21 protein-coding genes, 1 tRNA gene and 1 riboswitch are annotated in these 24426 nt (G+C 63.2%); of the genes, 11 read left to right on the forward strand and 11 right to left on the reverse strand.

What is annotated here, in order from left to right; all coding sequences use genetic code 11:
• The first annotated feature begins 89 nt into the window (after positions 1-89).
• Positions 90-1121 (forward strand): Hsp33 family molecular chaperone, encoded by a 1032-nt coding sequence (locus NKI37_RS17785; RefSeq protein ID WP_031195623.1) that lies wholly within the window; start codon positions 90-92, stop codon positions 1119-1121.
• Positions 1122-1307: 186 nt separating this feature from the next.
• Here the strand turns inward: NKI37_RS17785 and apaG are convergent, their stop codons facing one another.
• Entirely contained in the window at positions 1308-1700 is a 393-nt protein-coding gene (gene apaG / locus NKI37_RS17790) for a Co2+/Mg2+ efflux facilitator ApaG/CorD (RefSeq protein WP_023681948.1), read from the reverse strand.
• 222 nt (positions 1701-1922) lie between these two features.
• On the opposite strand from apaG, the gene NKI37_RS17795 reads away from it, so the two are divergent.
• Positions 1923-3074, forward strand: coding sequence for a ceramide glucosyltransferase (locus NKI37_RS17795; RefSeq protein ID WP_352789770.1), 1152 nt, complete (start codon positions 1923-1925; stop codon positions 3072-3074).
• Between the two features lie 11 nt (positions 3075-3085).
• On the opposite strand, the gene NKI37_RS17800 is transcribed toward NKI37_RS17795, so the two are convergent.
• Positions 3086-4276, reverse strand: coding sequence for an O-succinylhomoserine sulfhydrylase (locus NKI37_RS17800; RefSeq protein ID WP_023669633.1), 1191 nt, complete (start codon positions 4274-4276; stop codon positions 3086-3088).
• Between the two features lie 57 nt (positions 4277-4333).
• Positions 4334-4411: riboswitch (SAM riboswitch) on the reverse strand.
• A 140-nt stretch (positions 4412-4551) separates the two neighbouring features.
• Here NKI37_RS17800 and NKI37_RS17805 point away from each other — a divergent pair.
• Both NKI37_RS17805 and NKI37_RS17810 read left to right on the forward strand, forming a co-directional pair.
• A complete protein-coding gene (locus NKI37_RS17805; RefSeq protein WP_023699517.1) occupies positions 4552-5646 on the forward strand; it encodes a 2'-deoxycytidine 5'-triphosphate deaminase in 1095 nt (364 codons plus the stop codon).
• Between the two features lie 101 nt (positions 5647-5747).
• Entirely contained in the window at positions 5748-6518 is a 771-nt protein-coding gene (locus NKI37_RS17810; protein ID WP_352789772.1) for an ABC transporter substrate-binding protein, read from the forward strand.
• 46 nt (positions 6519-6564) lie between these two features.
• Here the strand turns inward: NKI37_RS17810 and araD1 are convergent, their stop codons facing one another.
• The 4 genes from araD1 to chvE all read right to left on the reverse strand — a co-directional run bounded on the left by araD1 (position 6565) and on the right by chvE (position 11800).
• Positions 6565-7560, reverse strand: coding sequence for an AraD1 family protein (araD1, locus tag NKI37_RS17815; protein ID WP_023669636.1), 996 nt, complete (start codon positions 7558-7560; stop codon positions 6565-6567).
• Between the two features lie 201 nt (positions 7561-7761).
• Positions 7762-9048 (reverse strand): multiple monosaccharide ABC transporter permease, encoded by a 1287-nt coding sequence (mmsB, locus tag NKI37_RS17820; RefSeq protein WP_023669637.1) that lies wholly within the window; start codon positions 9046-9048, stop codon positions 7762-7764.
• A complete protein-coding gene (gene mmsA / locus NKI37_RS17825; protein ID WP_027049369.1) occupies positions 9045-10577 on the reverse strand; it encodes a multiple monosaccharide ABC transporter ATP-binding protein in 1533 nt (510 codons plus the stop codon). Before mmsA ends, mmsB begins: the two co-directional genes overlap by 4 nt.
• A gap of 152 nt (positions 10578-10729) precedes the next feature.
• Entirely contained in the window at positions 10730-11800 is a 1071-nt protein-coding gene (gene chvE, locus NKI37_RS17830) for a multiple monosaccharide ABC transporter substrate-binding protein (protein ID WP_023681943.1), read from the reverse strand.
• A 289-nt stretch (positions 11801-12089) separates the two neighbouring features.
• Between chvE and NKI37_RS17835 the strand changes: the two genes are divergently transcribed.
• A complete protein-coding gene (locus tag NKI37_RS17835; protein WP_023681942.1) occupies positions 12090-13097 on the forward strand; it encodes a LysR family transcriptional regulator in 1008 nt (335 codons plus the stop codon).
• Positions 13098-13101: 4 nt separating this feature from the next.
• On the opposite strand, the gene NKI37_RS17840 is transcribed toward NKI37_RS17835, so the two are convergent.
• A tRNA-Gly gene (locus tag NKI37_RS17840) sits at positions 13102-13175 on the reverse strand.
• A 180-nt stretch (positions 13176-13355) separates the two neighbouring features.
• Between NKI37_RS17840 and NKI37_RS17845 the strand changes: the two genes are divergently transcribed.
• Positions 13356-13619 carry a DUF6460 domain-containing protein gene (locus NKI37_RS17845; protein WP_023696688.1) on the forward strand — a complete coding sequence of 88 codons (264 nt, stop codon included), beginning with the start codon at positions 13356-13358 and terminating at the stop codon, positions 13617-13619.
• Between the two features lie 67 nt (positions 13620-13686).
• Here the strand turns inward: NKI37_RS17845 and NKI37_RS17850 are convergent, their stop codons facing one another.
• Positions 13687-14589, reverse strand: coding sequence for a histone deacetylase family protein (locus NKI37_RS17850; protein ID WP_023827396.1), 903 nt, complete (start codon positions 14587-14589; stop codon positions 13687-13689).
• 217 nt (positions 14590-14806) lie between these two features.
• Between NKI37_RS17850 and NKI37_RS17855 the strand changes: the two genes are divergently transcribed.
• Positions 14807-16144, forward strand: a complete 1338-nt coding sequence (locus NKI37_RS17855; protein ID WP_352789831.1) for an MATE family efflux transporter — start codon at positions 14807-14809, stop codon at positions 16142-16144.
• Here NKI37_RS17855 and NKI37_RS17860 read toward each other — a convergent pair.
• Together NKI37_RS17860 and NKI37_RS17865 are read right to left on the reverse strand one after the other, a co-directional pair.
• Positions 16141-17211, reverse strand: a complete 1071-nt coding sequence (locus NKI37_RS17860; RefSeq protein WP_023711402.1) for a quinone-dependent dihydroorotate dehydrogenase — start codon at positions 17209-17211, stop codon at positions 16141-16143. The genes NKI37_RS17855 and NKI37_RS17860 overlap by 4 nt on opposite strands.
• Positions 17208-17558 carry a DUF952 domain-containing protein gene (locus tag NKI37_RS17865; RefSeq protein ID WP_352789778.1) on the reverse strand — a complete coding sequence of 117 codons (351 nt, stop codon included), beginning with the start codon at positions 17556-17558 and terminating at the stop codon, positions 17208-17210. The genes NKI37_RS17860 and NKI37_RS17865 overlap by 4 nt, the downstream gene beginning before the upstream one ends.
• A 105-nt stretch (positions 17559-17663) precedes the next feature.
• Between NKI37_RS17865 and NKI37_RS17870 the strand changes: the two genes are divergently transcribed.
• Together NKI37_RS17870 and NKI37_RS17875 are read left to right on the forward strand one after the other, a co-directional pair.
• Positions 17664-18092 (forward strand): hypothetical protein, encoded by a 429-nt coding sequence (locus NKI37_RS17870; RefSeq protein ID WP_023740730.1) that lies wholly within the window; start codon positions 17664-17666, stop codon positions 18090-18092.
• Between the two features lie 117 nt (positions 18093-18209).
• Positions 18210-18869 carry a response regulator transcription factor gene (locus tag NKI37_RS17875; RefSeq protein WP_023703427.1) on the forward strand — a complete coding sequence of 220 codons (660 nt, stop codon included), beginning with the start codon at positions 18210-18212 and terminating at the stop codon, positions 18867-18869.
• Between the two features lie 66 nt (positions 18870-18935).
• On the opposite strand, the gene NKI37_RS17880 is transcribed toward NKI37_RS17875, so the two are convergent.
• Positions 18936-22418: a hybrid sensor histidine kinase/response regulator gene (locus tag NKI37_RS17880; protein ID WP_352789782.1), complete on the reverse strand. Its 3483-nt coding sequence runs from the start codon at positions 22416-22418 to the stop codon at positions 18936-18938.
• Between the two features lie 252 nt (positions 22419-22670).
• On the opposite strand from NKI37_RS17880, the gene mscL reads away from it, so the two are divergent.
• Complete coding sequence (mscL, locus tag NKI37_RS17885; protein ID WP_023681933.1) at positions 22671-23090, forward strand: large conductance mechanosensitive channel protein MscL; 420 nt, start codon at positions 22671-22673, stop codon at positions 23088-23090.
• Positions 23091-23247: 157 nt separating this feature from the next.
• Positions 23248-24414: a pyridoxal phosphate-dependent aminotransferase gene (locus tag NKI37_RS17890; protein WP_352789785.1), complete on the forward strand. Its 1167-nt coding sequence runs from the start codon at positions 23248-23250 to the stop codon at positions 24412-24414.
• The last annotated feature ends 12 nt before the right edge of the window (positions 24415-24426 follow it).

Raw genomic sequence — 24426 nt, forward strand, 5'->3', positions numbered from 1 at the left:
CAAGCGCTTGATCCGGGGCGGCGCGATGCCTATTTGCGCCCCATCACGCAAATCAAGCGCGTTTGGACGCATGCACCCCTCCGGGCCGCATGGCCGCGCCCTGGAGCTTTGTCATGTTGGAAACGCATCAAGTGACTGAACATCACCCCAAACTCGGCGAGTTCGGCTATGCCGGCGACGATCATGTCGTACCCTTCGAGGTCGGCCCGCTCGACGTGCGCGGCCGCACCGTGCAACTCGGGCCGATGCTCGACGCCATCCTCAACCGTCACGACTATCCCGAGCCGGTCGCCCGCCTGCTCGCGGAAGCCTGTGTGCTGACGGTGCTGCTCGGCACCTCGCTCAAATTCGAAGGCAAGTTCATCTTGCAGACCCGCACCGACGGCCCGGTCGACATGCTGGTCGCGGATTTCTCCACGCCTTCGGCATTGCGCGCCTATGCGCGTTTCGACGCCGACCGGCTGGAGGCCCTGGTGGCCGCAGGCCAGACCTCGCAGCAGACGCTGCTGGGCAGCGGCGTTTTGGCGCTGACCATCGACCAGGGCGCGCACACGCAGCGCTATCAGGGCATCGTCCAGCTCGACGGCGAGACGCTGGAGGACGCCGCGCGCACCTATTTCCGCCAGTCGGAGCAGATCCCGACCGACCTCAGGCTGTCGGTGGCCAAGCTTCTGACGCCAGGTCCCGGCGGCGCTCGTGAGCAGTGGCGCGCCGGCGGCATCCTGGCGCAGTTCCTGCCGCAGTCACCCGAGCGCATGCGCGTGCCCGACATTTCGGGCGGCGACGGCGATCCGCGTGACGTGACGCAGGAGCCGGCCGACAATTCGTGGCGCGAGCTGGTGGCGCTGCTCGGCACCATCGAGCCGACCGAGCTGATCGACCCGACCATCGGCGCCGAGCGGCTGCTCTACAGGCTGTTCCACGAACATGGCGTGCGCGTCTTCGGCGGCGTGCCGGTCGCCGACCAATGTTCCTGCTCAAGGGACAAGATACGCGGCATCCTCGAGGGGTTTTCCGCGCAGGAGATCAAGGACAGCACCGAAGATGGCGGCATCCACGTCGCCTGCGAGTTCTGCTCGAAGCAGTACGACTTCGACCCGGCGGAGTTTGCAACTCAGTAGCATCTCTTCCTTCTCCCCGTTCACGGGGAGAAGGTGCCCGAAGGGCGGATGAGGGGCAGCGCGAACTTTGGTGAATGGCCGCGCATAGCCTACGTCATGTGCGTGGAAGATAACCTCATGAGTCCGGCGGCGCCCCTCGTTGCACTGCCGGGCATTCCTCCCCGTATAGAGATGGGGAGAAAACCCCTAATTCACCGTCCGCCGCGTCCCCGGCAGATCCAGCGAAAACGCGGGAATAGCGACGTCGAACGTCTCGCCCTTTTTGTTGCGCATGGTGTAGTGGCCGACCATGAAGCCGGAGGGCGTCGAGAGCGGGCAGCCTGACGTGTATTGATAGCTGTCGCCGGGATTGAGCTCAGGCTGGTCGCCGACCACGCCGGCGCCGCGCACTTCCTCGATCCGGCCGCTGCCGTCGGTGATGTGCCAGTAACGCGACATAAGCTGCACGAAATCGTCCGACTGGTTGTCGATCGTCACCTGGTAGCCCCAGACATAACGGTTCTCCGCCGGGTCCGAGCGGTCCTCCAGGTAGAACGGTCTGACCTGCACTTCGATGTTGCGCGTGACGGCGCGATACATGGGCTGCTCCGGTTGCGCGGCAAGGAACATTTGTCGCGCTATGCGGTTTGATACGCGCACAACGGCATGTCCTGCCAGCCTCAAAGCGGAGGTGCCGACAAACAATGTCATTTAAGTGACACATGACAATGTTGGTGTGCGCAAACCTTGCCGGCGACTCAAGGCCCATCTGTCGACTGACAAAGCAGCCGCGAGCGGCCTTTCCGGAGTGACCAGATCTCGATGGAACCAGCTCTCACAGCCGCCTTCGCCTCCTCCGCTTTGCTTCTTTCCAATCTCGCCAGCATCCTGCTTGCTTCGTCGAAACTGCAAGCGCGCCGTCTCATCCCCCCGCCGTCCAACGAGCAGCCACCGGTCTCGATCGTCGTGCCGTCGCGCGGCGTGGAGCCGTTCACACAAGAGACGCTGCAGCGAGCCTTCTCGCTCGACTGGCCGCGCTACGAACTGATCTTCTGCGTCGCTCACGCCGACGATCCCGTCGTCAAACTGATAAACAGGGCGATCGTCCTGTTTCCCAACGTGCCGGCCCGGCTGCTGATCGGCGACGACCGCGTCAGCAGCAACCCGAAGCTCAACAACTGCGTCAAGGGCTGGGAAGCGGCGCGCAATCATTGGGTTATTCTGGCGGATTCCAACGTGCTGATGCCTAGGGATTACGTCCAGCACCTGATGGCGGCCTGGCGGACCAATACCGGGCTTATCTGCTCGACGCCGATCGGCTCGCGGCCGGAAGGCTTCTGGGCCGAGGTCGAATGCGCGTTCCTCAACACGCTGCAGGCGCGCTGGCAATATGCCGGCGAGGCGCTTGGCCTCGGCTTTGCCCAGGGCAAGAGCATGCTGTGGAACAAGCCGATGCTCGATACCAATGGCGGTATCCGCGCGCTGGCCGCCGAGATCGCCGAGGATGCTGCTGCAACCAAGCTGGTCAACGGACTGGGCCTGCGCGTCAATCTCGTTGCCTCGCCTTTCGAGCAACCACTGCGGCAGCGCCGACTTGCCGACATCTGGTCGCGTCAGGCGCGCTGGGCGCGGTTGCGCCGCGTCACTTTCCCGCTGTTTTTCGCACCCGAGATCCTGACCGGCGTCGCCGTGCCGTTGGCGTTGGCGCTGGTGGCGGCAGCAAGTGCCGGCATCAGCCTGCCGGCCACGGTGTTGGCCGTGCTGGCGGCGGCCTACATTCCCGAATGCGCGCTGGCCGCGGCCAAGGGCTGGCATCTGTCGCTGCGCATGGTCCCGGCGATGATGGTCCGCGACATGATGCTTCCCGCCATCTGGGCGCGCGGCTGGCTGAGCGGCGCCGTCGATTGGCGCGGCAACACCATGATCATCGGCACCAAGACGGCCGAGCTGGAAGAGGCTTCGTCGGGAGCGTGACGCCTCGCGGCCTACCCGGCTGCCTTCAGCGCCTGCGCAACGTCCTCCAGCAGATCGTCCGTATCCTCAAGACCGACCGACAGCCTGAGCGTTCCCGGCCCGATGCCAAGCTCGGCGCGAGCTTCGTCGCTGAGGTTCTTGTGCGTGGTGGTCGCCGGATGGGTGATCAGGCTCTTGGCGTCGCCGAGATTGTTGGAGATCAGCACGATGTCGAGCGCGTTCTGCAAGGCGAAGGCCGCCTGCTTGCCGCCCTTCACGTCGAGGCAGATCAGCGTCGATCCGCCCGTCATCTGCTTCTTGACGATGTCGGCCTGCGGGTGGTCGGCGCGGCCGGGATAGATGACGCGGGCGATTTCCGGCCGTCCTGCCAGGAAATCCGCGATCTTGGCCGCGCTTTCCGTCTGCTGGCGCACCCGAACCGGCAGCGTCTCCAGGCCCTTGAGCAGCGTCCAGGCGTTGAACGGCGACAGGCTCGGGCCGGTGTGGCGGAAATAGTCGTGCAAATTCTCGTCGATCCATTTCTTGTCCGACAGGATGATGCCGCCGAGACAGCGTCCCTGGCCGTCAATGTGCTTGGTCGCGGAGTAGACGACGATATGGGCGCCGAGCTGCAAGGGCTTCTGCTGCAAGGGCGTGGCAAAGACATTGTCGACGATCAGCCTGGCGCCGATCGAGGTGGCGAGCGCCGCCACCGCTGCGATGTCGACCACTTCCAGCGTCGGATTGGTCGGGCTTTCCAGGAAGAACAGTTTCGTGTTCGGCCGCACCGCCTTTTCCCAGTTGGCGATGTCGGTGCCGTCGACCAGCGTTGCCTCGATGCCGTATTTCGGCGCCAGCGTCTCCACCACCCAGCGGCAGGAGCCGAACAGCGCGCGCGCCGCAACGATATGGTCGCCGGCCTTGGCGCTGCACAGGAGCGCTGCCGTCACCGCAGCCATGCCGGACGCCGTGGCGCGCGCATCTTCGGCACCCTCCAGCGCGCACATGCGCTTTTCGAACATGTCGACGGTAGGGTTGGCATAGCGCGAATAGATGAAGCCCGGCTCCTCGCCCTTGAAACGGGCCTCGGCAGCCTGCGCCGTCTCGTAGACATAGCCTTGGGTGAGGTACATCGCTTCGGACGTCTCGCCGAACTGGGAACGCAGCGTTCCCCCGTGCACGAGTGCGGTCTGAGGTTTCCAGTTACGCTTCTTGGTGCTCATCGCTTTTGTTCCAGACACAAAAAAACCGGCCGCGAAAGTCGCAACCGGTCCATATGGCCTTGCGGCCCGACGGTCCTTTAGCGACTTGTTTAACGTGGCTGCAAGCCGACCGGCCAAATCACCACGGGATAACGACCCTTTAGACCTCACCTGCGCTTGCGTCAATTGCCGGCTTCATTAAGAGGTTTGTACCAGGCAGGTTCCGCAATAATATCCAGCGGTTTTGCGGCAAGAACCTGCCACAAAGAGACCGACCTTGGAGCGGAGCCAGCCTTTTGCGGCAGACAGGCATTCTTCCCGATCAGGACATTTCCGCGCTGTTTCAGTCCGGCGCGCTGAAGTCGCCGCGCGCGCTCGATGTCGACCAGGTGCAGCCGGCGAGCCTCGATCTCAGGCTCGGCGACAAGGCTTTTCGCGTGCGCGCCTCCTTCCTGCCGGGTCCCGATCATCTGGTGGCCGACAAGCTTCACCGGCTGAAATTGCATGAGTTCAGTCTCGCCGAGGGCGCGGTGCTGGAAACCGGCTGCGTCTACATCGTGCCGCTGCTCGAAAGCCTGGCGCTGCCCGCAAACGTGTCGGCCTCGGCCAACCCGAAGAGCTCGACCGGCCGGCTCGACATCTTCACCCGGGTGATGACCGATCGCGGCCATGAGTTCGACAAGATCGCCCCCGGCTATCACGGGCCGCTTTATCTCGAAGTCAGTCCGCGCACCTTCCCGATCGTCGTACGCGCCGGATCGAGGCTGTCGCAGATCCGCTTTCGCACCGGCAACGCGCTGTTGTCGGAGGCAGAACTGAACGAATTGCACCGCGCCGAGATGCTGGTGGCGACCGAGCCGCCCAACATTTCCGGCGGCGGCATTGCGCTGTCGATCGATCTTGACGGCGACCAGAACGGCCTGGTCGGCTATCGCGGCAAGCATCACACCGGCTTGGTCGATGTCGACAAGCGCGCCGCCCAGGATGCCGTCGATTTCTGGGAGCCGCTCTATAAGAGCGGCGCCGGCGAACTGGTGCTCGACCCGGACGAGTTCTACATCCTGGTCAGCCGCGAAGCCGTGCACGTGCCGCCGCTCTACGCCGCCGAGATGACGCCCTTCGATCCGCTGGTTGGCGAATTCCGTGTTCACTATGCCGGCTTCTTCGATCCGGGCTTCGGCCATTCGGCCTCAGGCGGCACCGGCAGCCGGGCGGTGCTCGAAGTGCGCAGCCACGAAGTGCCGTTCATCCTCGACCACGGCCAGATCGTCGGCCGGCTGGTCTACGAACACATGCTGAAGCGGCCGCAGGCGCTTTACGGCACCGATCTCGGCTCGAATTACCAGGCGCAAGGCCTCAAGCTCTCCAAGCATTTCCGCCCCGCCGGCTGAACCTTCGATCACCGTCAGGCAAAATACTTGCCTGCGCTGCCTCACCATGCTTGGCTGCCTTTCGGTGGCCGGCAAGAGAACGGCGCGCAAGGGGAACCAAAATGCAGATTTCAAGATGGATCATATCGGCAGCGGGCGCTGCCATGCTGGTGATATCGGCCGGCTCGCTGGCTGAGGCGCAGGAGAAATTGAAGATCGGCACCGAGGGCGCTTATCCGCCCTTCAACACCATCACCGCGGACGGCAAGATCGAGGGCTTCGACATCGACATTGCCAATGCGCTGTGTGCGCAGATGAAGGTCGAGTGCGAGATCGTCACCCAGGACTGGGACGGCATCATCCCGGCGATGCAGGCGAAAAAGTTCGACGCCATCATCGCCTCGATGAGCATCACCGAGGAGCGCAAGAAACAGGTCGCCTTCACCAACAAATACTACACGACGCCGCTGGCGCTGGTGGCGCCCAAGGACAGCGACCTCACTTCCACCGAACCGGCAGCCCTTGCCGGCAAGACGGTGGGCGCGCAGGCCTCGACCACCCAGGCCGACTATGCGCAGGACGCCTATGGCAAGGCCGGCGCCGAGGCGAAACTCTACCCCACCCAGGAAGAGGCGATCACCGACTTGCAGAACGGCCGTCTCGACGCCGTCATCTCCGACAAATTCGTGCTGATGGACTGGCTGAAGAAGGCGAGCGACGGCTGCTGCAAGCTTGTCGGTGACGTCAAGGGCACCGAGACGCAAGCCGGCATCGCTGTCCGCCTGGAGGACACGGCACTTCGCGACAAGCTCAACGGGGCGATAGACGCCATCGTCGCCGACGGCACTTACAAGAAGATCCAGGCCAAGTATTTCGACTTCGATATTTATTGACGGTGGGCGCTGCCAATCTCCCCCCTCAAGGAGGGAGATTACGCTCTCAAAGCGCCTTCACCGCCACCTTAACCGGCTGCTCAATCTCCAGCGGGTTGCGCAGCGGCAGGCCGAAATCCCCGGCCTCGATCTCGAACACGTCGCCAGCCTGAGTCTTGATGCCGTCGGCAAAGGACAGCGTCGCCGTGCCGAACATGTGCACATGCACGTCGCCCGGCTGGCGGAAGGCCGAATATTTGAAGTGATGATGTTCGAGATTGGCGATTGTGTGCGACATGTTCGCTTCGCCCGACAGGAACGGCTTTTCCCACAGCAAATTGCTGTCGCGATAGATTCGCGATGAGCCCCTGACGTCGGCCGGCAGGTCGCCGATCAGGATTTCCGGCCCGAACGAGGCGTTGCGCAGTTTGGAATGTGCCAGGAACAGATAGTTCACCCGCTCGGTAACATGATCGGAAAACTCGTTCGACAGCGTGAAGCCGACGCGGAACGGCGCGCCGTCGTCGCCGATGACATAGATGCCGGCGATTTCCGGCTCCTCGCCGGCGTCCTGCGCAAAGGCCGGCGACATCAGTGCGGCGCCCGGCGCCACCGCCATGGTGCCGTTGCCCTTGTAGAACCATTCCGGCTGCACGCCGGTCTGGCCCTTGGCCGGCTTGCCGCCTTCGAGCCCCATGCGGAACATCTTCATGGAATCGGTAAGCTGCTCCTCGCCGCCATCGCTGAGCTTCTTGTGCATGGAATCGCGCGTCGCCGCCGAGCCGAGATGGGTCAGGCCGGTGCCGGTCAGATGCAGATGCGCAGGATCGGGATGGTTGATCGGCGACACCAGCCGGCCCTTCTTGTAGACGGCGTCGAGGTCTATCGCTTCACCGAACCCCTTGCGCTCGATCAGCGCGGCGAGGCCCGTTCCGGTGCGCGCGGCTTCCATGGCCAGCGAATAGACGCTGCGGGCGCCGTTGATGATCCTGGTCTTGCCGCCGCCATTGCGGGCGACGACGCGGATGGTCTCGGCGTCGTCGAGGATCTGGGAGATTAGCATGATGAAATCCTCTCTCATGTGCCTTGGCCGGGTTGCCCCTTGGCAAACCTTGACCTGCGCGGCTCGGACCTCGCCGCGCCACGGGTTGAACTCTTCGTCCGGATTGCGCTCGCGAGCTCCATCCCTCGGGGGACTTCTTATGCCGACAACTTGCCGGCTGCGCCGCGACCGTATGCCTCCTGCTTGCCTCGCTGAAGCTTGTCAGGCCTTGTTCTTGTTGTAGACGTCGAAGATCACGGCGCCGAGCAGCACCAGGCCTTTGACCACCTGCTGCCAGTCGACATTGACGCCCATGATCGACATGCCGTTGTTCATCACGCCCATGATGAAGCCGCCGACGACCGCCCCGATAACCTGGCCGACGCCGCCCATCGCCGAGGCGCCGCCGATGAACACTGCGGCGATGACATCGAGCTCCGAGCCGAGACCCGCCGCCGGCACCGCCTGGCCGAGACGAGCCGCGATGATCAGGCCGCCAAGCGCCGACAGCACGCCCATATTGATAAACACCATCAGCGTCAGCCGCTCGGTGTTGATGCCCGACAGCTGCGCCGCCTTGGGATTGCCGCCCATGGCGTAGATGCGCCTCCCGATGGTCATGCGCTTGGTGACGAAGACGAACAGCGTGATCAGCACGCCCATGACCAGCAGCACCACGGGCAGGCCGCGGTAGCTGGCAAACTCATAGACCAGGAACAGCGCCAGCGCGCTGGCGACCAGCGTCTTGACGACGAACAGGGTGAAGGGCTCGGCCTCATAACCATGGCGTTCTCGTTTGCGCCGGGTGCGGACCCCGAAATAGGCATAGGCGAGCACGGCGATCAGCCCCAGCACGACCGTCGTCATGTGCAGGGTCACGCCGCTGCCCATGATGGTCTTGCCGGCTGCGTTCACGACCGGCGGGACGAGCGTCAGTGGGCCGATCACATCCGGGATGAAGCCGGAGCTGAGCATCTTGAAGTCGTCGGGAAGCGGACCCACCGACGAGCCGCCGCCAAGCAACGCCTGGCAAATGCCGCGGAAGATCAGCATGCCGGCCAGCGTGACAATGAAGCTCGGTATCCGGTGATAGGCGATCCAATACCCTTGCGCGGCGCCGATCAGGCCACCCGCGACCAGGCAGACGATCGAAACCACCAGCGGATTGCTCAGCGGTCCGAGTTGCCAGATGACCATCATGTTTGCCGCCAGCGCGCCAATGAAACCGGCGACCGATCCGACGCTGAGGTCGATATAGCCCGATACGATCACCAGCAGCATTCCCAGCGCCATCACGATGATGAAGGAGTTCTGCTGCACCAGATTGCTGAGGTTGACCGGCTTGAACAACGTCCCCGACGTGGTGAACTGGAAGAACAGCATGATGACGATCAGCGCTATGATCAGCCCGTATTCGCGCAAATTCGTCGCCAGCGCCGAGACGGCGATGCGCGGGCGCTGTTCGTCGGCGACGTTGCCCTGCGGGGCGGGGGCGCTTTCGGTGCTCATGCTGCTTTTCCTTCTCCCCGGACGATGGCGCGCATTATCTTTTCCTGGCTTGCTTCCGCCGCCGGCATTTCGCCCACCATGCGCCCTTCGTTCATGACGTAGATGCGGTCGGTAATCCCCAGCAATTCCGGCATTTCCGACGAGATGACCACGATCGCCTTACCCTCCGAGGCAAGGCGCGCGATGATCGTGTAGATTTCATATTTGGCGCCGACATCGATGCCGCGTGTCGGCTCGTCGAGGATCAGCACGTCAGGGTCGGCAAACAACCATTTCGACAGCACCACCTTCTGCTGGTTGCCGCCGGAAAGATTGCCGGTCATCTGATAGACGCTTGACGCACGGATATTGGTCTTCTTGCGATAGTCGTTGGCGACCGCAAGCTCGCGCATGTCGTCGATCACGCTGTGGCGCGACACGCCGTCGAGATTGGCCAGCGTAATGTTATGCTTGATATGGTCGATAAGGTTGAGGCCGTAGGTTTTGCGGTCCTCGGTGACATAGGCGATGCCGTGTTGGACCGCCTTGCTTACCGAGGAGACATCGACCGGCTTGCCCTTGAGCAGCACTTCGCCGGTGATGCGGCGGCCATAGGAGCGGCCGAACAGGCTCATGGCGAATTCGGTGCGGCCGGCGCCCATCAGCCCGGCGATGCCGACCACCTCGCCCTTGCGCACATTGATGTCGATGCCCTTGATCACCTGTCGCTCGGCATGGAGCGGGTGATAGACCGACCAGTTCTTCACCTCGAACACGACTTCGCCGATCTTGGGCTCGCGCGGCGGATAGCGGTCGTCTAGCGAACGGCCGACCATCGAGGTGATGATGCGGTCTTCGGAGATATCCTTCTTGGCCAGCGTCTCGATGGTGCGCCCGTCACGGATGACGGTTACCTTGTCGGCGACCCGGTTGATCTCGTTGAGTTTGTGCGAGATCAGGATCGAGGTCATGCCTTGGCGCTTGAATTCGAGCAGAAGATCGAGCAGCGCCTGGCTGTCTTTCTCGCTGAGCGACGCGGTCGGCTCGTCGAGGATCAAAAGCTTGACGTCCTTGCTCAGCGCCTTGGCGATCTCGACCAGCTGCTGCTTGCCGACGCCGATATTGGTGATCAGTGTCTTGGGGTCCTCCTTGAGGCCCACCTTCTTCAACAGGGCAGCGGTGCGCGCCTCGTTGGCATCCCAGTCGATGACGCCGTATCGGGCGTTTTCGTTGCCGAGGAAGATATTTTCGGTGATCGACAGCATCGGCACCAGCGCTAGCTCCTGGTGGATGATGACGATGCCCTTGTGTTCGCTGTCATGGATACCTTTGAACTGGCATTCCTGACCCTGAAAAATGATCTGGCCGTCATAGGTGCCGGCGGGATAGACGCCCGACAGGACCTTCATCAGCGTCGACTTGCCGGCGCCGTTCTCGCCAACCACGGCGTGGATCTCGCCTTCTTCGACGCTGAGGTTGACGTTCGACAGCGCCTTCACGCCGGGGAACGTCTTGGTGATGTCGCGCATCTCCAAAATCGTCGTCATCAGGGCAAGCTCCTCCTGTTGCATGTCGCTCCAAAGTGCTTGCGGTTTGAGACAACGACATGCACGCAAACTAAGTCCGGTAGAAACAATACCGGGGTCGCTTGTGAACGGACAGGGGTCCTGCGTCGCGCAGGACCCCTGTCTTTATAAACGGATTACTTCAGTTCGTCGGCCTTGATGTAGCCGGAGTCGACGACCAGTGCCTGGTAGTTCGACTTGTCGACCTCATGCGGCGTCAAAAGGATCGAGGGGACGACCTTGACGTCGTTGTTGTAGGTCTTTTCATCGAGGCCGTCCGGCTTGCCGCCCGAGAGCACCTTGTCGACGAGTTCGACGGTGGCCTTGGCCAGTTCGCGGGTGTCCTTGAACACGGTCGAGTATTGCTCGCCCGTGATGATCAGCTTGACCGAAGCAGTCTCGGCGTCCTGGCCGGTCACGATCGGCCACGGCTGGGCGTCGGTGCCGTAACCCACAGCGCGCAGCGAAGCGGTGATGCCGCGCGACAGGCCGTCATAGGGCGAAAGAACGCCATCGACGCGGCTGCCGTCCGAGTAGTTGGCCGACAGCAGGTTGTCCATGCGCGCCTGGGCGGTGGCGGCGAGCCAGCGCAGCGTGCCGACCTTGTCCATGCCGGTCTGGCCGGACTTGATCTTGATCGAGCCGTCATCGATCAGCGGCTGCAGCACCGAGATTGCGCCGTTGTAGAAGAAGAAGGCGTTGTTGTCGTCCGGCGAGCCGCCGAACAGTTCGACGTTCCACGGCTTGGTGTTCGGGAAGCGCTCCTTGAGGCCCTTGACCAGCGAGTTCGCCTGGATCACGCCGACGCCGAAATTGTCGAAGGTGGTGTAGTAATCGACATTGGCGGTCTTCTTGATCAGGCGGTCATAGGCGACGACGACGACGCCGGCGTCAGCGGCCTTCTGCAGCGCGTCCGACAGGGTCGTGCCGTCGATCGAAGCGATGATCAGCGCCTTCGGGCCCTTGGTGATTTCGTTTTCCAGCTGGCTGAGCTGGTTGGGGATGTCGTCCTGAGCGTACTGCAGGTCGACCGTGTAGCCGAGAGCTTCGAGCTGGGACTTGACGGCATCGCCGTCATTGATCCAGCGCTGCGAGGTCTTGGTCGGCATCAGCACGCCGACAAGACCCTTGTCGGCTGCATGCGCCGAGTAGGTCATGGCAGCGATGCCAAGGGCCGCGACGGCGGCCAGTGTCTTGATGATTTTCACGTAAAACTCTCCCTGGTTGATGGACGCGACACCTCGGGGCTTCGCGGGCCGCGCAGTCGGGCGGATGCGCCAAAGCGCCGCCGCCGTCATAATCGATCTCCGGTATCCTCCCAATCGGCCCTCAGATTTAAATCGATACGATTTTGCTCGTCATCGACCGTCAAGTCTTGAGGACGCGCGAAAGTGTGACCCTTTGCCATAACTGTCAAATGCGATCTTCGGTGGTTGCTATACCAAAACCGGTATATGACTAAACCGGGCTGGAACAGTGGCGGAAGCGGGAAAAGGCATGGCGGCTTTACGAGGTCCTCAGGGAATTTCAAGCGGTTACGATGAATTGCCGGGCGATGGCGAGACACTTCTGCGTAGCGGCTTGAGCCTGCGTCACATGCGCATGATCGCAGCACTCGACGATCACGGTCGGGTGAGTGCTGCCGCCCAGGTGATGAACATCTCGCAGCCGGCGGCCTCGCGCATGATTTCCGAGATGGAAGCGGTGCTCGAGGTGAAGCTCTGCGAAAGGCTGCCGCGCGGCATCACACTCACCCCTTACGGCAAGGCGCTGGCCCGGCGCGCGCGCTCGATCCTGCTCGAAATGCGCGAGGCCGACCGCGAAATATCGGAGCTCAAGGCCGGCAAGGGCGGCTCGGTGTTCCTTGGCGCGGTGACGGCGCCGGCGATCGAACTGGCGGTCCCGGCGATCCGCGAGATACGCCGCCTCTATCCGCGCATCGAGATTACCATGCAGGTCGAGACGTCGAATGTGCTGGCGCGCGAACTGATCGCCACGCGCCATGATTTCATCATCGCCCGTGTCCCCGAAGACCTCAATCCGCGCCTGTTCGAATCGCGCGTCATCGGCGTCGAGAAGGCCTGCCTGATCGTGCGCCGAGGCCACCCGCTGAGCAACGGCCATCCTCTAAACAATGGGAAGGCGGTGAGGCTGGAGGACACCGCCGCCTTCGACTGGGTGTTCCAGTCGGGCGGGTCGCCGCTGCGCCAGGCGATGGAGAGCAATTTCCTGAACCGCAACATCGCCCTGCCGGACCGCATCCTCAACACCTCGTCGCTGCTGCTCACACTGGTCATGGTGGCGCAGTCCGACGCCATCGCCCCGGTGTCGATCCAGGTGGCAAAATTCATCCAGAACCCCGACGGTCTCGCCGGCGCCATCGATGTCGTCCAGACCGAGTTCGACATCGAGGTCCGCCCCTACAGCCTGATCACGGTGAAGAACCGCGTGCTGTCGCCGGCAGCCAAGATGCTGCACGATTTTATCTTGCGGGAAGTGGGATAGGAACTGGAGCGGGTAGAGGGAATCGAACCCTCGCGTTCAGCTTGGGAAGCTGACAAGCTACCATTACATCATACCCGCGTCGGCCTCTCGATATCATGATGGGCGTGCTTCGGGCAATCGCCCTTGGACAGCTGTTCGGAAACGGCTGTTGGAAACCCGACCGATTGCGCCGTCCGCCCGCCTTGATGCGGGCGCAGCAAGTGCGTATTCGTGGGTTTGTACCCCGAATCCGGGCACACCAATCTGGAGGCAGGCCCCTTGTCCACAGTGACGCGCTTTCTCGGTGACTCGCCCGTCAGGGTGATCGTCAAGCTGCTGGTCGTGTCGTTCCTGGTCGGCCTGGTCATGAATGCGTTCGGCTGGACGCCGATGGACGTCTTCTACCGCATCCAGGGTTTCTTCATCGATCTTTGGAACCTCGGCTTCAACGCGGTCTATCGCTTCTTGGGCTATATCCTGCTCGGCGCCGCGATCGTCGTGCCGGTGTTCATCCTGCTCAGGCTCGCGAACTACCGGAAGTGAAGCGGACCACGATCCCGAAAAGTGGAAACCGGTTTTCGGAAAAGATTGTGCTCAAACCAAAGGCCACTCAGGCAAAGTCCGACGCCACCTCGAACAGGATGGCGTGGCGCGCCGCGAGCGCTGCGACATCGGTCGAATAGCCGCCGCCGATGACACCGCAGACCGGGATGCCCAGCGCGCGGAAATGACCGATCACCATGGCGTCGCGGGCACGCACGCCGTCATCGCTGAGCGATAGCCGGCCGAGCCGGTCCTCGGCATGCACGTCGACACCGGCATTGTAGAAGACGATGTCCCAGTGCGCCTTGGCCGAGAGCTCCGGCAGGAGGACACCCAGCCGTTCGAGATAGGCGCCATCGCCGGTGCCGTCCGGCAGGGCAACGTCGAGATCGGAGGCAATCTTGCGCACCGGATAATTGCGCTCGCCATGCATGGAAAAGGTGAACGCGCGTGGCTCGTCTTTCAGGATGTCCGCGGTGCCGTCGCCCTGATGCACATCGAGATCGACGATCAGGATGTTTTTCACCGCGTCTTCGGCTAGCAGCACCAGCGAAGCGACGGCAACATCGTTGAAGGTGCAGAAGCCCGCGCCTTGCGCGCGCCGCGCATGGTGGCTGCCGCCGGCGCTGTTGCAGGCAATGCCATCGATAAGCGCCAGTCGCGCCGCCAGCACCGTGCCGCCGGCGGCGAGTTGCGCCCTGAGCGAAACGCGCGGTCCCACGGGAAAGCCGATCTCGCGCTCGATCTTTTCAGGCACTGAACACGTGATGACCTGGTCGACATAATCAGCCGCATGGGCGAGCTTCAGCCAGGAGGCCGGCGCCGGCTCGGGCATCGACAGCGCCCCCGCATGGATCAGACCCCTGATATGCAAGGCCTGCATCAGCAGCGGATATTTGCTCATCGGAAAGCGATGATTGACGGCGAAGCCGGCATCGTAGTCGGGATGATGGACGATCTGCAGGGGCATGGCTAAAGCAATTCCAGGAAAAGTGTGCAGCGGTTTTCCCGGGAGAAGCGCGTAGCGCTTCCCCTTGGGAATTGCTTAAAACCAGTACTCGGATCCGGCGGGCTCGCGCCAGAAGAACATTTCGGTTGGCCGTCACGGCAAGAGTGATTGCGCGGTGGCCGGAAAATGGGGCACATCGGCTGTTCGATCAAGCCGCAATCAGCAAGGCAGCAGTCCCCTGGACACGGGTGCAATCCCAGCCGACGCGAGACCCTTCGCCGTCACCAACCGTTCGGTGCTCGCCATCGCCGTGCCGATGACGCTCGCCTATCTGACGACGCCGCTGCTCGGCATCGTCGACACGGCGGTGGTCGGGCAGTTCGGCGATGCCGCCCTGCTCGGCGGCCTGGCGGCCGGGGCGCTGGTCTTCGACGTGGTCTTCAGCACCTTCAATTTCCTGCGCTCCGGTACCACCGGCCTCGTCGCCCAGGCGTTTGGGCGCGGCGACGAGCTGGAGGAGCAGGCGGTGTTCTGGCGCGCCGTGCTGATCGCGGTCGCCGCCGGCATCGTGCTTGTCGTCCTTGCGCCGCTGATTGCCATCGCCGGCCAGAAATTCATCGGCGGCGAAGCGCGCGTCGGCGAGGCGATGGGCGTCTATATCCACATCAGAATGCTCGCCGCCCCCTTCACGCTGATCAACTACGCCATCCTCGGCTATGTCCTTGGACGCGGCGAGGGCGGGCTTGGGCTGATGCTGCAGGCGGTGCTCAACGGCATCAACATCGTGCTTTGCATCCTGCTCGGCCTGAAGCTTGGCTGGGGCGTCGCCGGCGTGGCCTGGGCGACCGTCACCGGCGAATGTCTGGCCATGCTGCTGGGTCTCGCCATCGTTGTCTGGCGCTTCCGGGCCGCACCCCGCCTGCCGCGGCATCGCCTGCTCGACATGCCCGCTTTCCTGCGCATGCTGTCGCTCAACCGCGATATCATGATCCGCTCGTTCTCGCTGCTCGCCGCTTTCGCGCTGTTCACCCGCCAGGGCGCGCAGTTCGGCACGCTGACGCTGGCCGCCAATGCCGTGCTGATGAACTTCTTCCTCGTCGCCGGCTATTTTCTCGACGGTTTCGCCACCGCGGCCGAACAGTTGGCGGGACGCGCGATCGGCGCACGTGCCGAGACGGCGTTCCGCCGGGCGGTACGTCTGACCTTATTCTGGGGGTTCGGCCTCGCCGGAACCGCCACGCTGATCTTCTGGCTCAGCGGCGCCGGCCTGATTTCGTTGATCACCACGTCGCCGGATGTTCGTGCTGTTGCCGACATCTATCTGCCGTGGGCGGCACTGACACCGCTGAGCGGCGTGCTGGCCTTCCAGATGGACGGCGTCTTCATCGGCGCTACCTGGTCGCGCGAGATGCGCAACATGATGCTGGTGTCGTTCCTGGCCTTCAGCGCCGCATTGTTCAGCTTGGCGCCGTCTCTCGGCAATCACGGCCTGTGGGCGGCGCTGCACGTCTTCCTGCTGGTGCGCGGCTTCAGCCTGCTGGCCATCCTGCGGCTCCGGTTGCGCACGGCGTTTTAGAGCGGCCTGGCAGCCCACTGATCGAGCCGGCTGTCGCGCAGTTCGCGCAATGATTTCAGCCGCTCCTTGTCGGCAAATCGCACCATCCCGGCAAGGATGCGCCCCGGCAGCGCCGGCCCGGCATAGATCATGCCGGTGTAGAGCTGGACGAGATCGGCGCCGGCGCGGATTTTCTCCAGCGCGTTCTCGGCCGAATCGACGCCGCCGACGCCGATAATGGCGCGCTCCGGCCCGAGCAATTTGCGCATCTTGGCCAGCACGATGGTCGAACGCTCGAACAGCGGTTTGCCGGAGAGCCCGCCGGTCTCGCTGGTGGCGCTACGCAATCCGGTTCGCGCCAGCGTCGTGTTGGAGACGATGACGCCGTCAATCTGCTTCTCGCTGACTTCGGCGGCGATGTCTTCAAGCTCGGCCTCGACCAGATCGGGCGCGATCTTGAGGAAGAGGGGCGGCTGCGCCGAAGCTGCTGCACGCACCGACATGACCCGAGACAACAGTTCGCCGAGCTGTTCGCGCGCCTGCATGGTGCGCAGGCCGGGCGTGTTGGGCGACGAGATGTTGACGGTGAGATAGCTGGCGTATTTCGCAAAACGGGAAACGCCCAACTCATAGTCACGGACACGATCGGCGCTGTCCTTGTTGGCGCCGATGTTGACGCCGACAATGCCGCCGCGTCCCTGGCGCGCGGCAAGGCGTTTTTCCGCCGCCTCGTGGCCCTCATTGTTGAAGCCCAGGCGGTTGATCACCGCATCATCCTCAGTCAGCCGGAAAATGCGCGGCTTCGGATTGCCGGCCTGCGGCAGCGGCGTCACGGTGCCGACTTCGGCAAAGCCGAAGCCGAGGCCAAGCAGCGCGTCGGGCACCTCGGCGTTCTTGTCGTAGCCTGCGGCCATGCCGAGCGGATTGGGGAAGGCGATGCCACAGAGGCTGAGCTTCAACCTGTCGTCGCGCACCGTCCGCGCGCCGACCGGCAGACCGCATCGCAGCGCCGCGATCGACATGCCATGCGCCGTTTCCGGATCGAAGGTGAACAGCAGTTTCTGGCCGATGCGATCGAACACGATCATTCGGCCTCCAGCGCCGGGAATTGATAGGCGCCGTCGGCCCCGAGCGGCAGTGGCCGCACCCACAGCACGGCGCTCATATCGAGCACGCCATAGAGATGCGGGAACAGCGCGCCGCCCCGCGAGACCTCGTATTTCAGCGCGTCACCGAGCAGCGCCCCGTCGATGGCGATCAGCAGCAAATCCATCTGGCCGGCGAAATGCTTCGCCGCCGTCTCCCTGACCTGATCAGCGGTGGAGAAATGGATGAAGCCGTCGGCGATATCGATCGGAGCGCCGGTGAAACGGCCGTTTTTCTCGGCCTCGCGCCAAAGCGCTTCGGGCGCGATCTTGTAGATAATCTGAGACATGGTTGCGCTATAATCCGAACCGATCATGCGGGGAAGGGCAACTCGTCCGCATTTACGGCGCAAAGCTGTGATAGGTTGCGCATACTGGCTCGTGGAGGATGGAACATGCGTCTGCAGCATATACTGATCCCCGCCGCACTGGTCTCGCTGGTTGCGGCATCGGCCTGGTCCGAAGAGACCGACCGCTACCGGCTGGAAAAATCCGCCAACGGTTATGTCCGCATGGACACCCGGACCGGCGCCATGTCGATCTGCGAGGAGCGCTCCGGCCAGCTCGTCTGCAAGATGGCCGCCGACGAACGCGCCGCCTTCCAGGACGAAGTCGACCGTTTGCAGGCCTCGATGAAAGCAATGGACGAACGCGTCGCCAAGCTCGAGAACTCGCTGTCCGCCCGCCTCGAATCGAAGCTGCCGAGCGAGGAGGATTTCGACAAGACGATGAGCTATATGGAGCGCATGCTGCGCGGCTTCATGGGCATCGTCAAGGAAATGGACAAGGATGACGGCGCCAATCTCAATTCGCAAAAGACCTGAACTGCCCGGCGGGGAATGCCCCGTCCGGCCATTGCCGCATGAAGACAAAGCGCTTCGCCGCATAATCGTCCGGTCCCGTAAAAGCCGATAATCAATAAGGGATTTGGGGAGGAACATTTGCCGTCGGGTTACACCTTCGTCATCGCCGACGACCATCCGCTGTTCCGCGGCGCCTTGAAAGAGGCGCTTGCCGGCGTCGGCGATGTCGCCGCCATTCACGAGGCCGGTGATTTCGAAAGTGCCAAGGCCCTGGTCGTGGCCAATGAGGATGTCGACCTGGTGCTGCTCGACCTGTCGATGCCGGGCGCCAGCGGCCTGTCCGGTCTGATCGCGCTGCGCGGCATCCACCCGGCGGTGCCGCTGGTGGTGGTGTCGGCGCATGACGACCCGGTGACCATCCGGCGCGCGCTCGATCTCGGCGCATCCGGCTTCATCTCCAAATCGGCCAGCATGGAGGAGATCCGCGGCGCCGTGCAGACGGTGCTGGCCGGCGATATCGCCGCGCCCGTCGGCATCGACCTCGGCGTCGAGCGCGACCCCGAAATATCCGACCTGATCAAGCGGCTGCAGGCGCTGACGCCGCAGCAGACGCGTGTCCTCGGCATGCTGGCCGAAGGCCTGCTCAACAAGCAGATCGCCTACGAACTCAGCGTCTCCGAAGCGACGGTCAAGGCGCATGTCTCGGCCATCCTGCAGAAACTCGGCGTCGACAGCCGCACCCAGGCGGTGATCCAGCTGTCCAAGATCGGCAGCGATCCGTTGCAGCCAGCAGGCTAAAGCTATTCCAGGAAAAGTGCGTAGCGCTTTCCCTTGGGAATTGCGCAAAAACAAAGAGATAGGACTCTACTCGGCCGCCGACGCCAGCGGTCTGACCCTGGCCATCATCGAGCGTAGCACGGCCGGCTTCAGCGGCTTGTTGATCACCGGCACGTCAATGGCGGCGGCAGCGGCACGGACCTCGGTGGAGCGGTCGGCGGTGACCAGCACGGCCGGCAGGTCCGAACCATGGATGTCACGCAGGCGCGCGATGATGTCGAGGCCGCTTCTGCCATCGAGATGATAGTCGGCAAGCACGATGTCGGGACGATCGGCCCTGCCAAAATCCTCCGAACCCGAAAACGTGCCGACGCTGCAGCCCCAGCCTTCGAGCAAAAGCCGCATGCCATCGAGAATGCGAGGGTCGTTGTCGATGCACATGACGCGCAGGCCGGCCAGCGAATTCGCGGTGCGGGCAGGCGCCTTCGGCTCGACCTCGCGCCGCGGCGCCTCAACCGCCGCAACCGGCAGGATAACGGAAAAGCGCGTACCCTTGCCCGGGTTGGAAAAGATCTGGATCTCGAGCCGCAGTACCCGCGCGATGCGGTCGACGATGGACAGGCCAAGGCCGAGACCTTCGGCTTCGCGCACGCCTTCGTCCAGCCGGGTGAACTCGTTGAAGACCGTGTTCAGCTTGTCGCCGGCAATGCCGATGCCAGTGTCGATCACCTGGATTTCGGCGAGTTCGCCGCGCCGTCGCACGCCGACCAGGATGCGGCCATGGGGGGTGTATTTGATGGCGTTGGAGACCAGATTCTGGATCAGCCGGCGCAGTAGGTTGCGGTCCGTCATCACGCTGAGCGACGAGGCTATGATCGTCAGATCGAGTTTCTTTTCGGCGGCGAGCGGCTGAAAATCATTGCCGATCTGGCGCAGCAGCCCGTCCAGGCGGAAGGCGCTGTCGTCCGGTTTCATCGCGCCGGCGTCGAGGCGGGAAATGTCGAGCACGGCGCCCAGGATCGTCTCGACCGATTCCAGCGAGGATTCGATGTTGATAGCGGCCTTGCCGGCCGGGCCCTTGCCGGCCTTTTCGATCAGCGACGAGCAGTAGAGCCGGGCGGCGTTCAGCGGCTGCAGGATGTCGTGGCCGGCGGCGGCGAGGAAGCGCGTCTTGCCCAGATTGGCCTCCTCGGCCAGCATCTGCGCCTGCGCCAGCTCCTCATTGACCCTAGTCAGTTCGATGGTACGCGTCTTGACCCGCTGCTCCAGCGATTCATTGGCCCGCTTCAGCGCCAAATCCTGTTCGACGCGTCCTGATATGTCGGCATAGGTGGCAACGATGCCACCGTCCGGCATCGGGTTGGAACGCAGTTCGAGGATTCGGCCACTGGTCGTCAACTCCATCTGCCATGGGCTGACGAAGCTGGTCAGCCGGTTGAGCATCGCCACGCGCTGGTCGGCCGGAATATCGCCGCGCTCGGCGAGGTGGCGCAGGATGCGGTCGAGCGAGACGCCGACCTGGCCCATCTCGTCGGGCAGGTCGAACAGCGCGCGATATTGTCTGTTCCAGCAGATCAGACGAAAATCGCGGTCGAATACGGTGATGCCCTGCTCCATCTGGTCGAGCGCGATCTGCAGCAGGTCGCGATTGTGCTGCAGCGCTTCGGTGGCGTCGTCGAGCAGGCGAAAGGCGTCCTTGGACTCGCGGTCGTTGCGGCGAAACAGCAGCGACAGGATCAGCCGCGCCGAAGACGAGCCGACCGCGCTCGCCAGCAGCTGCTCGGAAAAGCGGATGACATCCATGCTGGCCTGCTCATTGCCGTGCAGCGAGACGCCATTGCTTTTCTCGAAGGATTGGAAGGAGCGCTCGGTGCGCTCGACGCCGAGGTAGCGCGAGATGGTGTCCTTCAGCACGTTGACGGTGATGGCGGTGCGGAAGCGGCGCAGGCTGGGCATCGGGCCGGATTCGCGCGGCACGAAGATCGACGCCTGGATCCGCTCCAGCGGCACTGACGCGCGCGACAGCGAGCCGAGCACGAAGAACAGCGTGTTGACCGACAGGCTCCAGAGCACGCCGTGGTTCAACGGTTCGGCGACGGTGCCGAACAGAGCCTGCGGCCGCAGCGCCTCGAAACCGAACAACCCCTGCACGACGATGTCCGCGTCGGCTGCCGAGAGCGACGGCAAAAGCAGCGTATAGCCCCAGACGAGGATGCCGGCGACCATGCCAAGGGCCGCGCCGCGGCCATTGGCGCCGCGCCAGATCAGCCCGCCGATCAGCGCCGGCGCGAATTGGGCGATTGCCGCGAACGACATCAGGCCGATCGACGACAGCCGCGCCGAGTTGGTGCTTTCGCGGTAGTAGAGGAAGGCGATGAACAACAGGATGAAGATGGCGCCGCGCCGCACGTTGAGGATCAGCGTCGACCAATCCTCATTCTCAGAGGTCGTGGTCTTGAGCAGGCGGCGCACGAACAGCGGGATGACGAGGTCGTTGGAGATCATGATCGACAGCGCCACGCTTTCGACGATCACCATGGCGGTCGCCGCCGACAGCCCACCGATGAAGGCGGCCATGGCGAGGAAGTCATGGCCGCCGAACAAGGGCAGCGCCAGCACATAGAGGTCACTGGTGGTTTTGGCGCCGACCAGCGCCAGGCCGGCGAAGGCGATCGGCAGCACGAACAGGTTTATCGCCACGAGATAGAGCGGAAACACCCAGGTCGCGGTGCGCAGTTCGGCCTCGCCGCGGTTCTCGACGATGGTGACGTAGAACTGGCGCGGCAGCATGATGATGGCAAAGCCGCTCAGGCAAGTCAGCACCAGCCAGGTGGCGAGCGAGGTGTTGTAGCCCATGGCTTGCCGCACCTGGCTGTTTTCGGCCAGCTTGTCGATCATGTCGCCCGGGCCACCGAAGATCAGGAAGGTGACCATCAGGCCGATCGCCAGGAAGGCGGCGAGCTTGACCACGGTTTCGACCGCCACCGCCAGCACCAGCCCGTCCTGGTGCTCGGTGGCGTCGGCATGGCGGGTGCCGAACAGCACCGCAAACAGCGCCAAGAGCATGGCCACCACCAGCGAGATGTCGCTGACGAAGGGATCGAAGGAGGGCGGCGATCCCGTATAATGCTCGACCATCAGGCCGACCGAACCGGAGATCGCCTTCAATTGCAGTGCGATATAGGGCACCGCGCCGATGGTGGCGATCAGCGTGGCGATCGCCGAGACGGCAAAGCTCTTGCCGTAGCGCGCGCCGAGGAAGTCGGCGATCGAGGTGATCTTCTCGCTCTTGGCCAGCCGCACGATGCGATTGAGCAGCGGAAAGCCGAACACGAACACCAGCACCGGCCCGGTGTAGATGCCCAAAAATTCGAGGCCGCGCTCGGACGACAGGCCGACCGAGCCGAAGAAGGTCCAGGAGGTGCAGTAGATGGCGAGGCTGAGCGCATAGATGAAGGGCCGGGCGCGGCCGGGTCCCAGCGCCGTTGAACGCCGGTCGCCGAGGCTGGCGATGACGAACAGCAGCGTTACATAGGCGACCGCAATGATGACGATGAACCAGCCCTGCACGGCCCGAAAATCCTCCTCGGCCAGCTTTCACCCCGGCCTGCCCAGAGGCAATCACAGCTCTAAGGTCAAGTCCATCGCGGCTTTCCGGCGCATGGCCGCGACGCCGCCCTGTCGAACCGTGACCCAAGGTAAGGAGAAAGCGGTGTTTTCCAGCTTTTGCTTCTGTTGCAACCGCAGGTTTTTGTTATGGTGCGCACGGGCCGACGCCGGAGGGACGGCGGCAGCGCGGTCCGTCATGACAAGGAGGGTCGAATGCTGAAAGAATTCCAGGAATTCATTTCCAAAGGAAATGTGATGGACCTTGCGGTCGGCGTCATCATCGGCGCGGCCTTCAGCAAGATCGTCGATTCTCTTGTCAATGACATCATCATGCCTTTCATCGGCGCACTTGGTGGCGTCGACTTTTCCAACTACTTCATAGGCCTCTCATCAACAGTGCATTCGACCAATCTTGCCGACGCGCGCAAGGAAGGCGCGGTGTTCGCCTACGGCAATTTTATCACCGTGGCGCTGAATTTCGTCATCCTGGCTTTCATCATCTTCCTTATGGTCAAGGCCGTGAACAACATGCGCAAGCGGCTCGAGCGCGAGAAGCCGGCCGCACCTGCGGCTCCGCCGCCGGCTGACGTCGCACTGCTCACCGAAATTCGCGATCTCCTCGCCAGGAAATAGACAAGGCCAGATTTCTGGACCAAAACCCCGGTCGTTCGCGGCCGGGGTTTTCTGTTGCCGCATCTGCTAAGAGCATCCGCCAATGCATGTCGCCCATAAGTGCGCAGCGGTTCTGGATAATGACATGCATCAAAGCAGACATCAAAACGGACCTGTCATGACCCTGATCGATAGCTTGCGCGCCGAAGCGGTGGCCGCCCCCGAAAGCGGCATTGTCGCCGTCGTCAATTACGGCCGTACGCGCGAGGGCATGATCCCGCTCTGGGCCGGTGAAGGCGATTTGCCGACGCCCGCCTTCATTTCGGAAGCCGCCGCCAAGGGGCTCGCCAATGGCGAGACCTTCTATACCTGGCAGAAAGGCATTCCGGAGCTGAGGCAAGCGCTTTCTCGCTACTATGCCAGGCATTTCGGCAAGAGCTTCGCCGAAGAGGAATTCATCGCCACCGGTTCCGGCATGCATGCCATTCAGTTGGCATTAGCAGCGGTCGCCGGCAGCGGCGACGAGGTGGTCTATCTCTCCCCGGCCTGGCCGAATTTCGCCGCCGCCGCCGGTATTTCCGGCGCTACCCCGGTTGCGGTCGCGCTCGACCAGTCCGGCAATGGCTGGTCCTGCGATGTCGACAAGATTGCAGCCGCGGTCACGCCGCGCACCAAGGCGCTGTTCGTCAACACGCCATCGAACCCGACCGGCTGGACGGCCGATAAGGAAACACTGCAGGCGATCCTGAATCTCGCCCGCGAAAAGGGCCTGTGGATCATCGCCGACGAGATCTATTCGCTGTTCCACTACGGCCACGGCCGTGCGCCGTCCTTCCTCGACATTTCGACCGCGGAAGACCGCATCCTGTTCGTCAACTCCTTTTCCAAGAACTGGGCGATGACCGGCTGGCGCGTCGGCTGGATCAAGACCCATCCCGAGCTGCAGCAGGTGTTCGAGAACCTGATCCAGTATTCGACCTCAGGCGTCGCCCAGTTCATGCAGCGCGGCGCCGTCGCGGCGCTGGACCACGGTGATGCCTTCATCGTCGAGCAGGTGGAGCGCGCCAGGAAAGCGCGCGACCTGGTCTGCGATATTCTCGGCGCAACCGGCAAAGCGCGCTTCACCGTGCCGCAAGGCGCGTTCTATTTGTTTTTCACGGTCGACGGCATCACCGATCCGCGCCGGGCTGCTTTCGACATCGTCGACAAGGCCAATGTCGGCCTGGCGCCGGGCACCGCCTTCGGCCCTGGCGGAGAGGCGTTTTTGCGCCTGTGCTTCCACCGCCGCCTCGACCAGCTCGAGGAAGCGGCACATCGCTTGGCGGGATGGATGAGGACGGTTTGAGATAAATGGCCG

Origin of the sequence: Mesorhizobium sp. M0626, assembly GCF_040320665.1 — a bacterium.
Taxonomy (GTDB): domain Bacteria; phylum Pseudomonadota; class Alphaproteobacteria; order Rhizobiales; family Rhizobiaceae; genus Mesorhizobium.

Excerpts from the sequence above, each read along its gene's own strand:
- NKI37_RS17785 (WP_031195623.1), top strand. The coding sequence starts at position 90 with ATGGCCGCGCCCTGGAGCTTTGTCATGTTGGAAACGCATCAAGTGACT.
- apaG (WP_023681948.1), bottom strand. The coding sequence starts at position 1,700 with ATGTATCGCGCCGTCACGCGCAACATCGAAGTGCAGGTCAGACCGTTC.
- NKI37_RS17795 (WP_352789770.1), top strand. The coding sequence starts at position 1,923 with ATGGAACCAGCTCTCACAGCCGCCTTCGCCTCCTCCGCTTTGCTTCTT.
- NKI37_RS17800 (WP_023669633.1), bottom strand. The coding sequence starts at position 4,276 with ATGAGCACCAAGAAGCGTAACTGGAAACCTCAGACCGCACTCGTGCAC.
- NKI37_RS17810 (WP_352789772.1), top strand. The coding sequence starts at position 5,748 with ATGCAGATTTCAAGATGGATCATATCGGCAGCGGGCGCTGCCATGCTG.
- araD1 (WP_023669636.1), bottom strand. The coding sequence starts at position 7,560 with ATGCTAATCTCCCAGATCCTCGACGACGCCGAGACCATCCGCGTCGTC.
- mmsB (WP_023669637.1), bottom strand. The coding sequence starts at position 9,048 with ATGAGCACCGAAAGCGCCCCCGCCCCGCAGGGCAACGTCGCCGACGAA.
- NKI37_RS17835 (WP_023681942.1), top strand. The coding sequence starts at position 12,090 with ATGGCGGCTTTACGAGGTCCTCAGGGAATTTCAAGCGGTTACGATGAA.
- NKI37_RS17850 (WP_023827396.1), bottom strand. The coding sequence starts at position 14,589 with ATGCCCCTGCAGATCGTCCATCATCCCGACTACGATGCCGGCTTCGCC.
- NKI37_RS17860 (WP_023711402.1), bottom strand. The coding sequence starts at position 17,211 with ATGATCGTGTTCGATCGCATCGGCCAGAAACTGCTGTTCACCTTCGAT.
- NKI37_RS17865 (WP_352789778.1), bottom strand. The coding sequence starts at position 17,558 with ATGTCTCAGATTATCTACAAGATCGCGCCCGAAGCGCTTTGGCGCGAG.
- NKI37_RS17870 (WP_023740730.1), top strand. The coding sequence starts at position 17,664 with ATGCGTCTGCAGCATATACTGATCCCCGCCGCACTGGTCTCGCTGGTT.
- mscL (WP_023681933.1), top strand. The coding sequence starts at position 22,671 with ATGCTGAAAGAATTCCAGGAATTCATTTCCAAAGGAAATGTGATGGAC.
- NKI37_RS17890 (WP_352789785.1), top strand. The coding sequence starts at position 23,248 with ATGACCCTGATCGATAGCTTGCGCGCCGAAGCGGTGGCCGCCCCCGAA.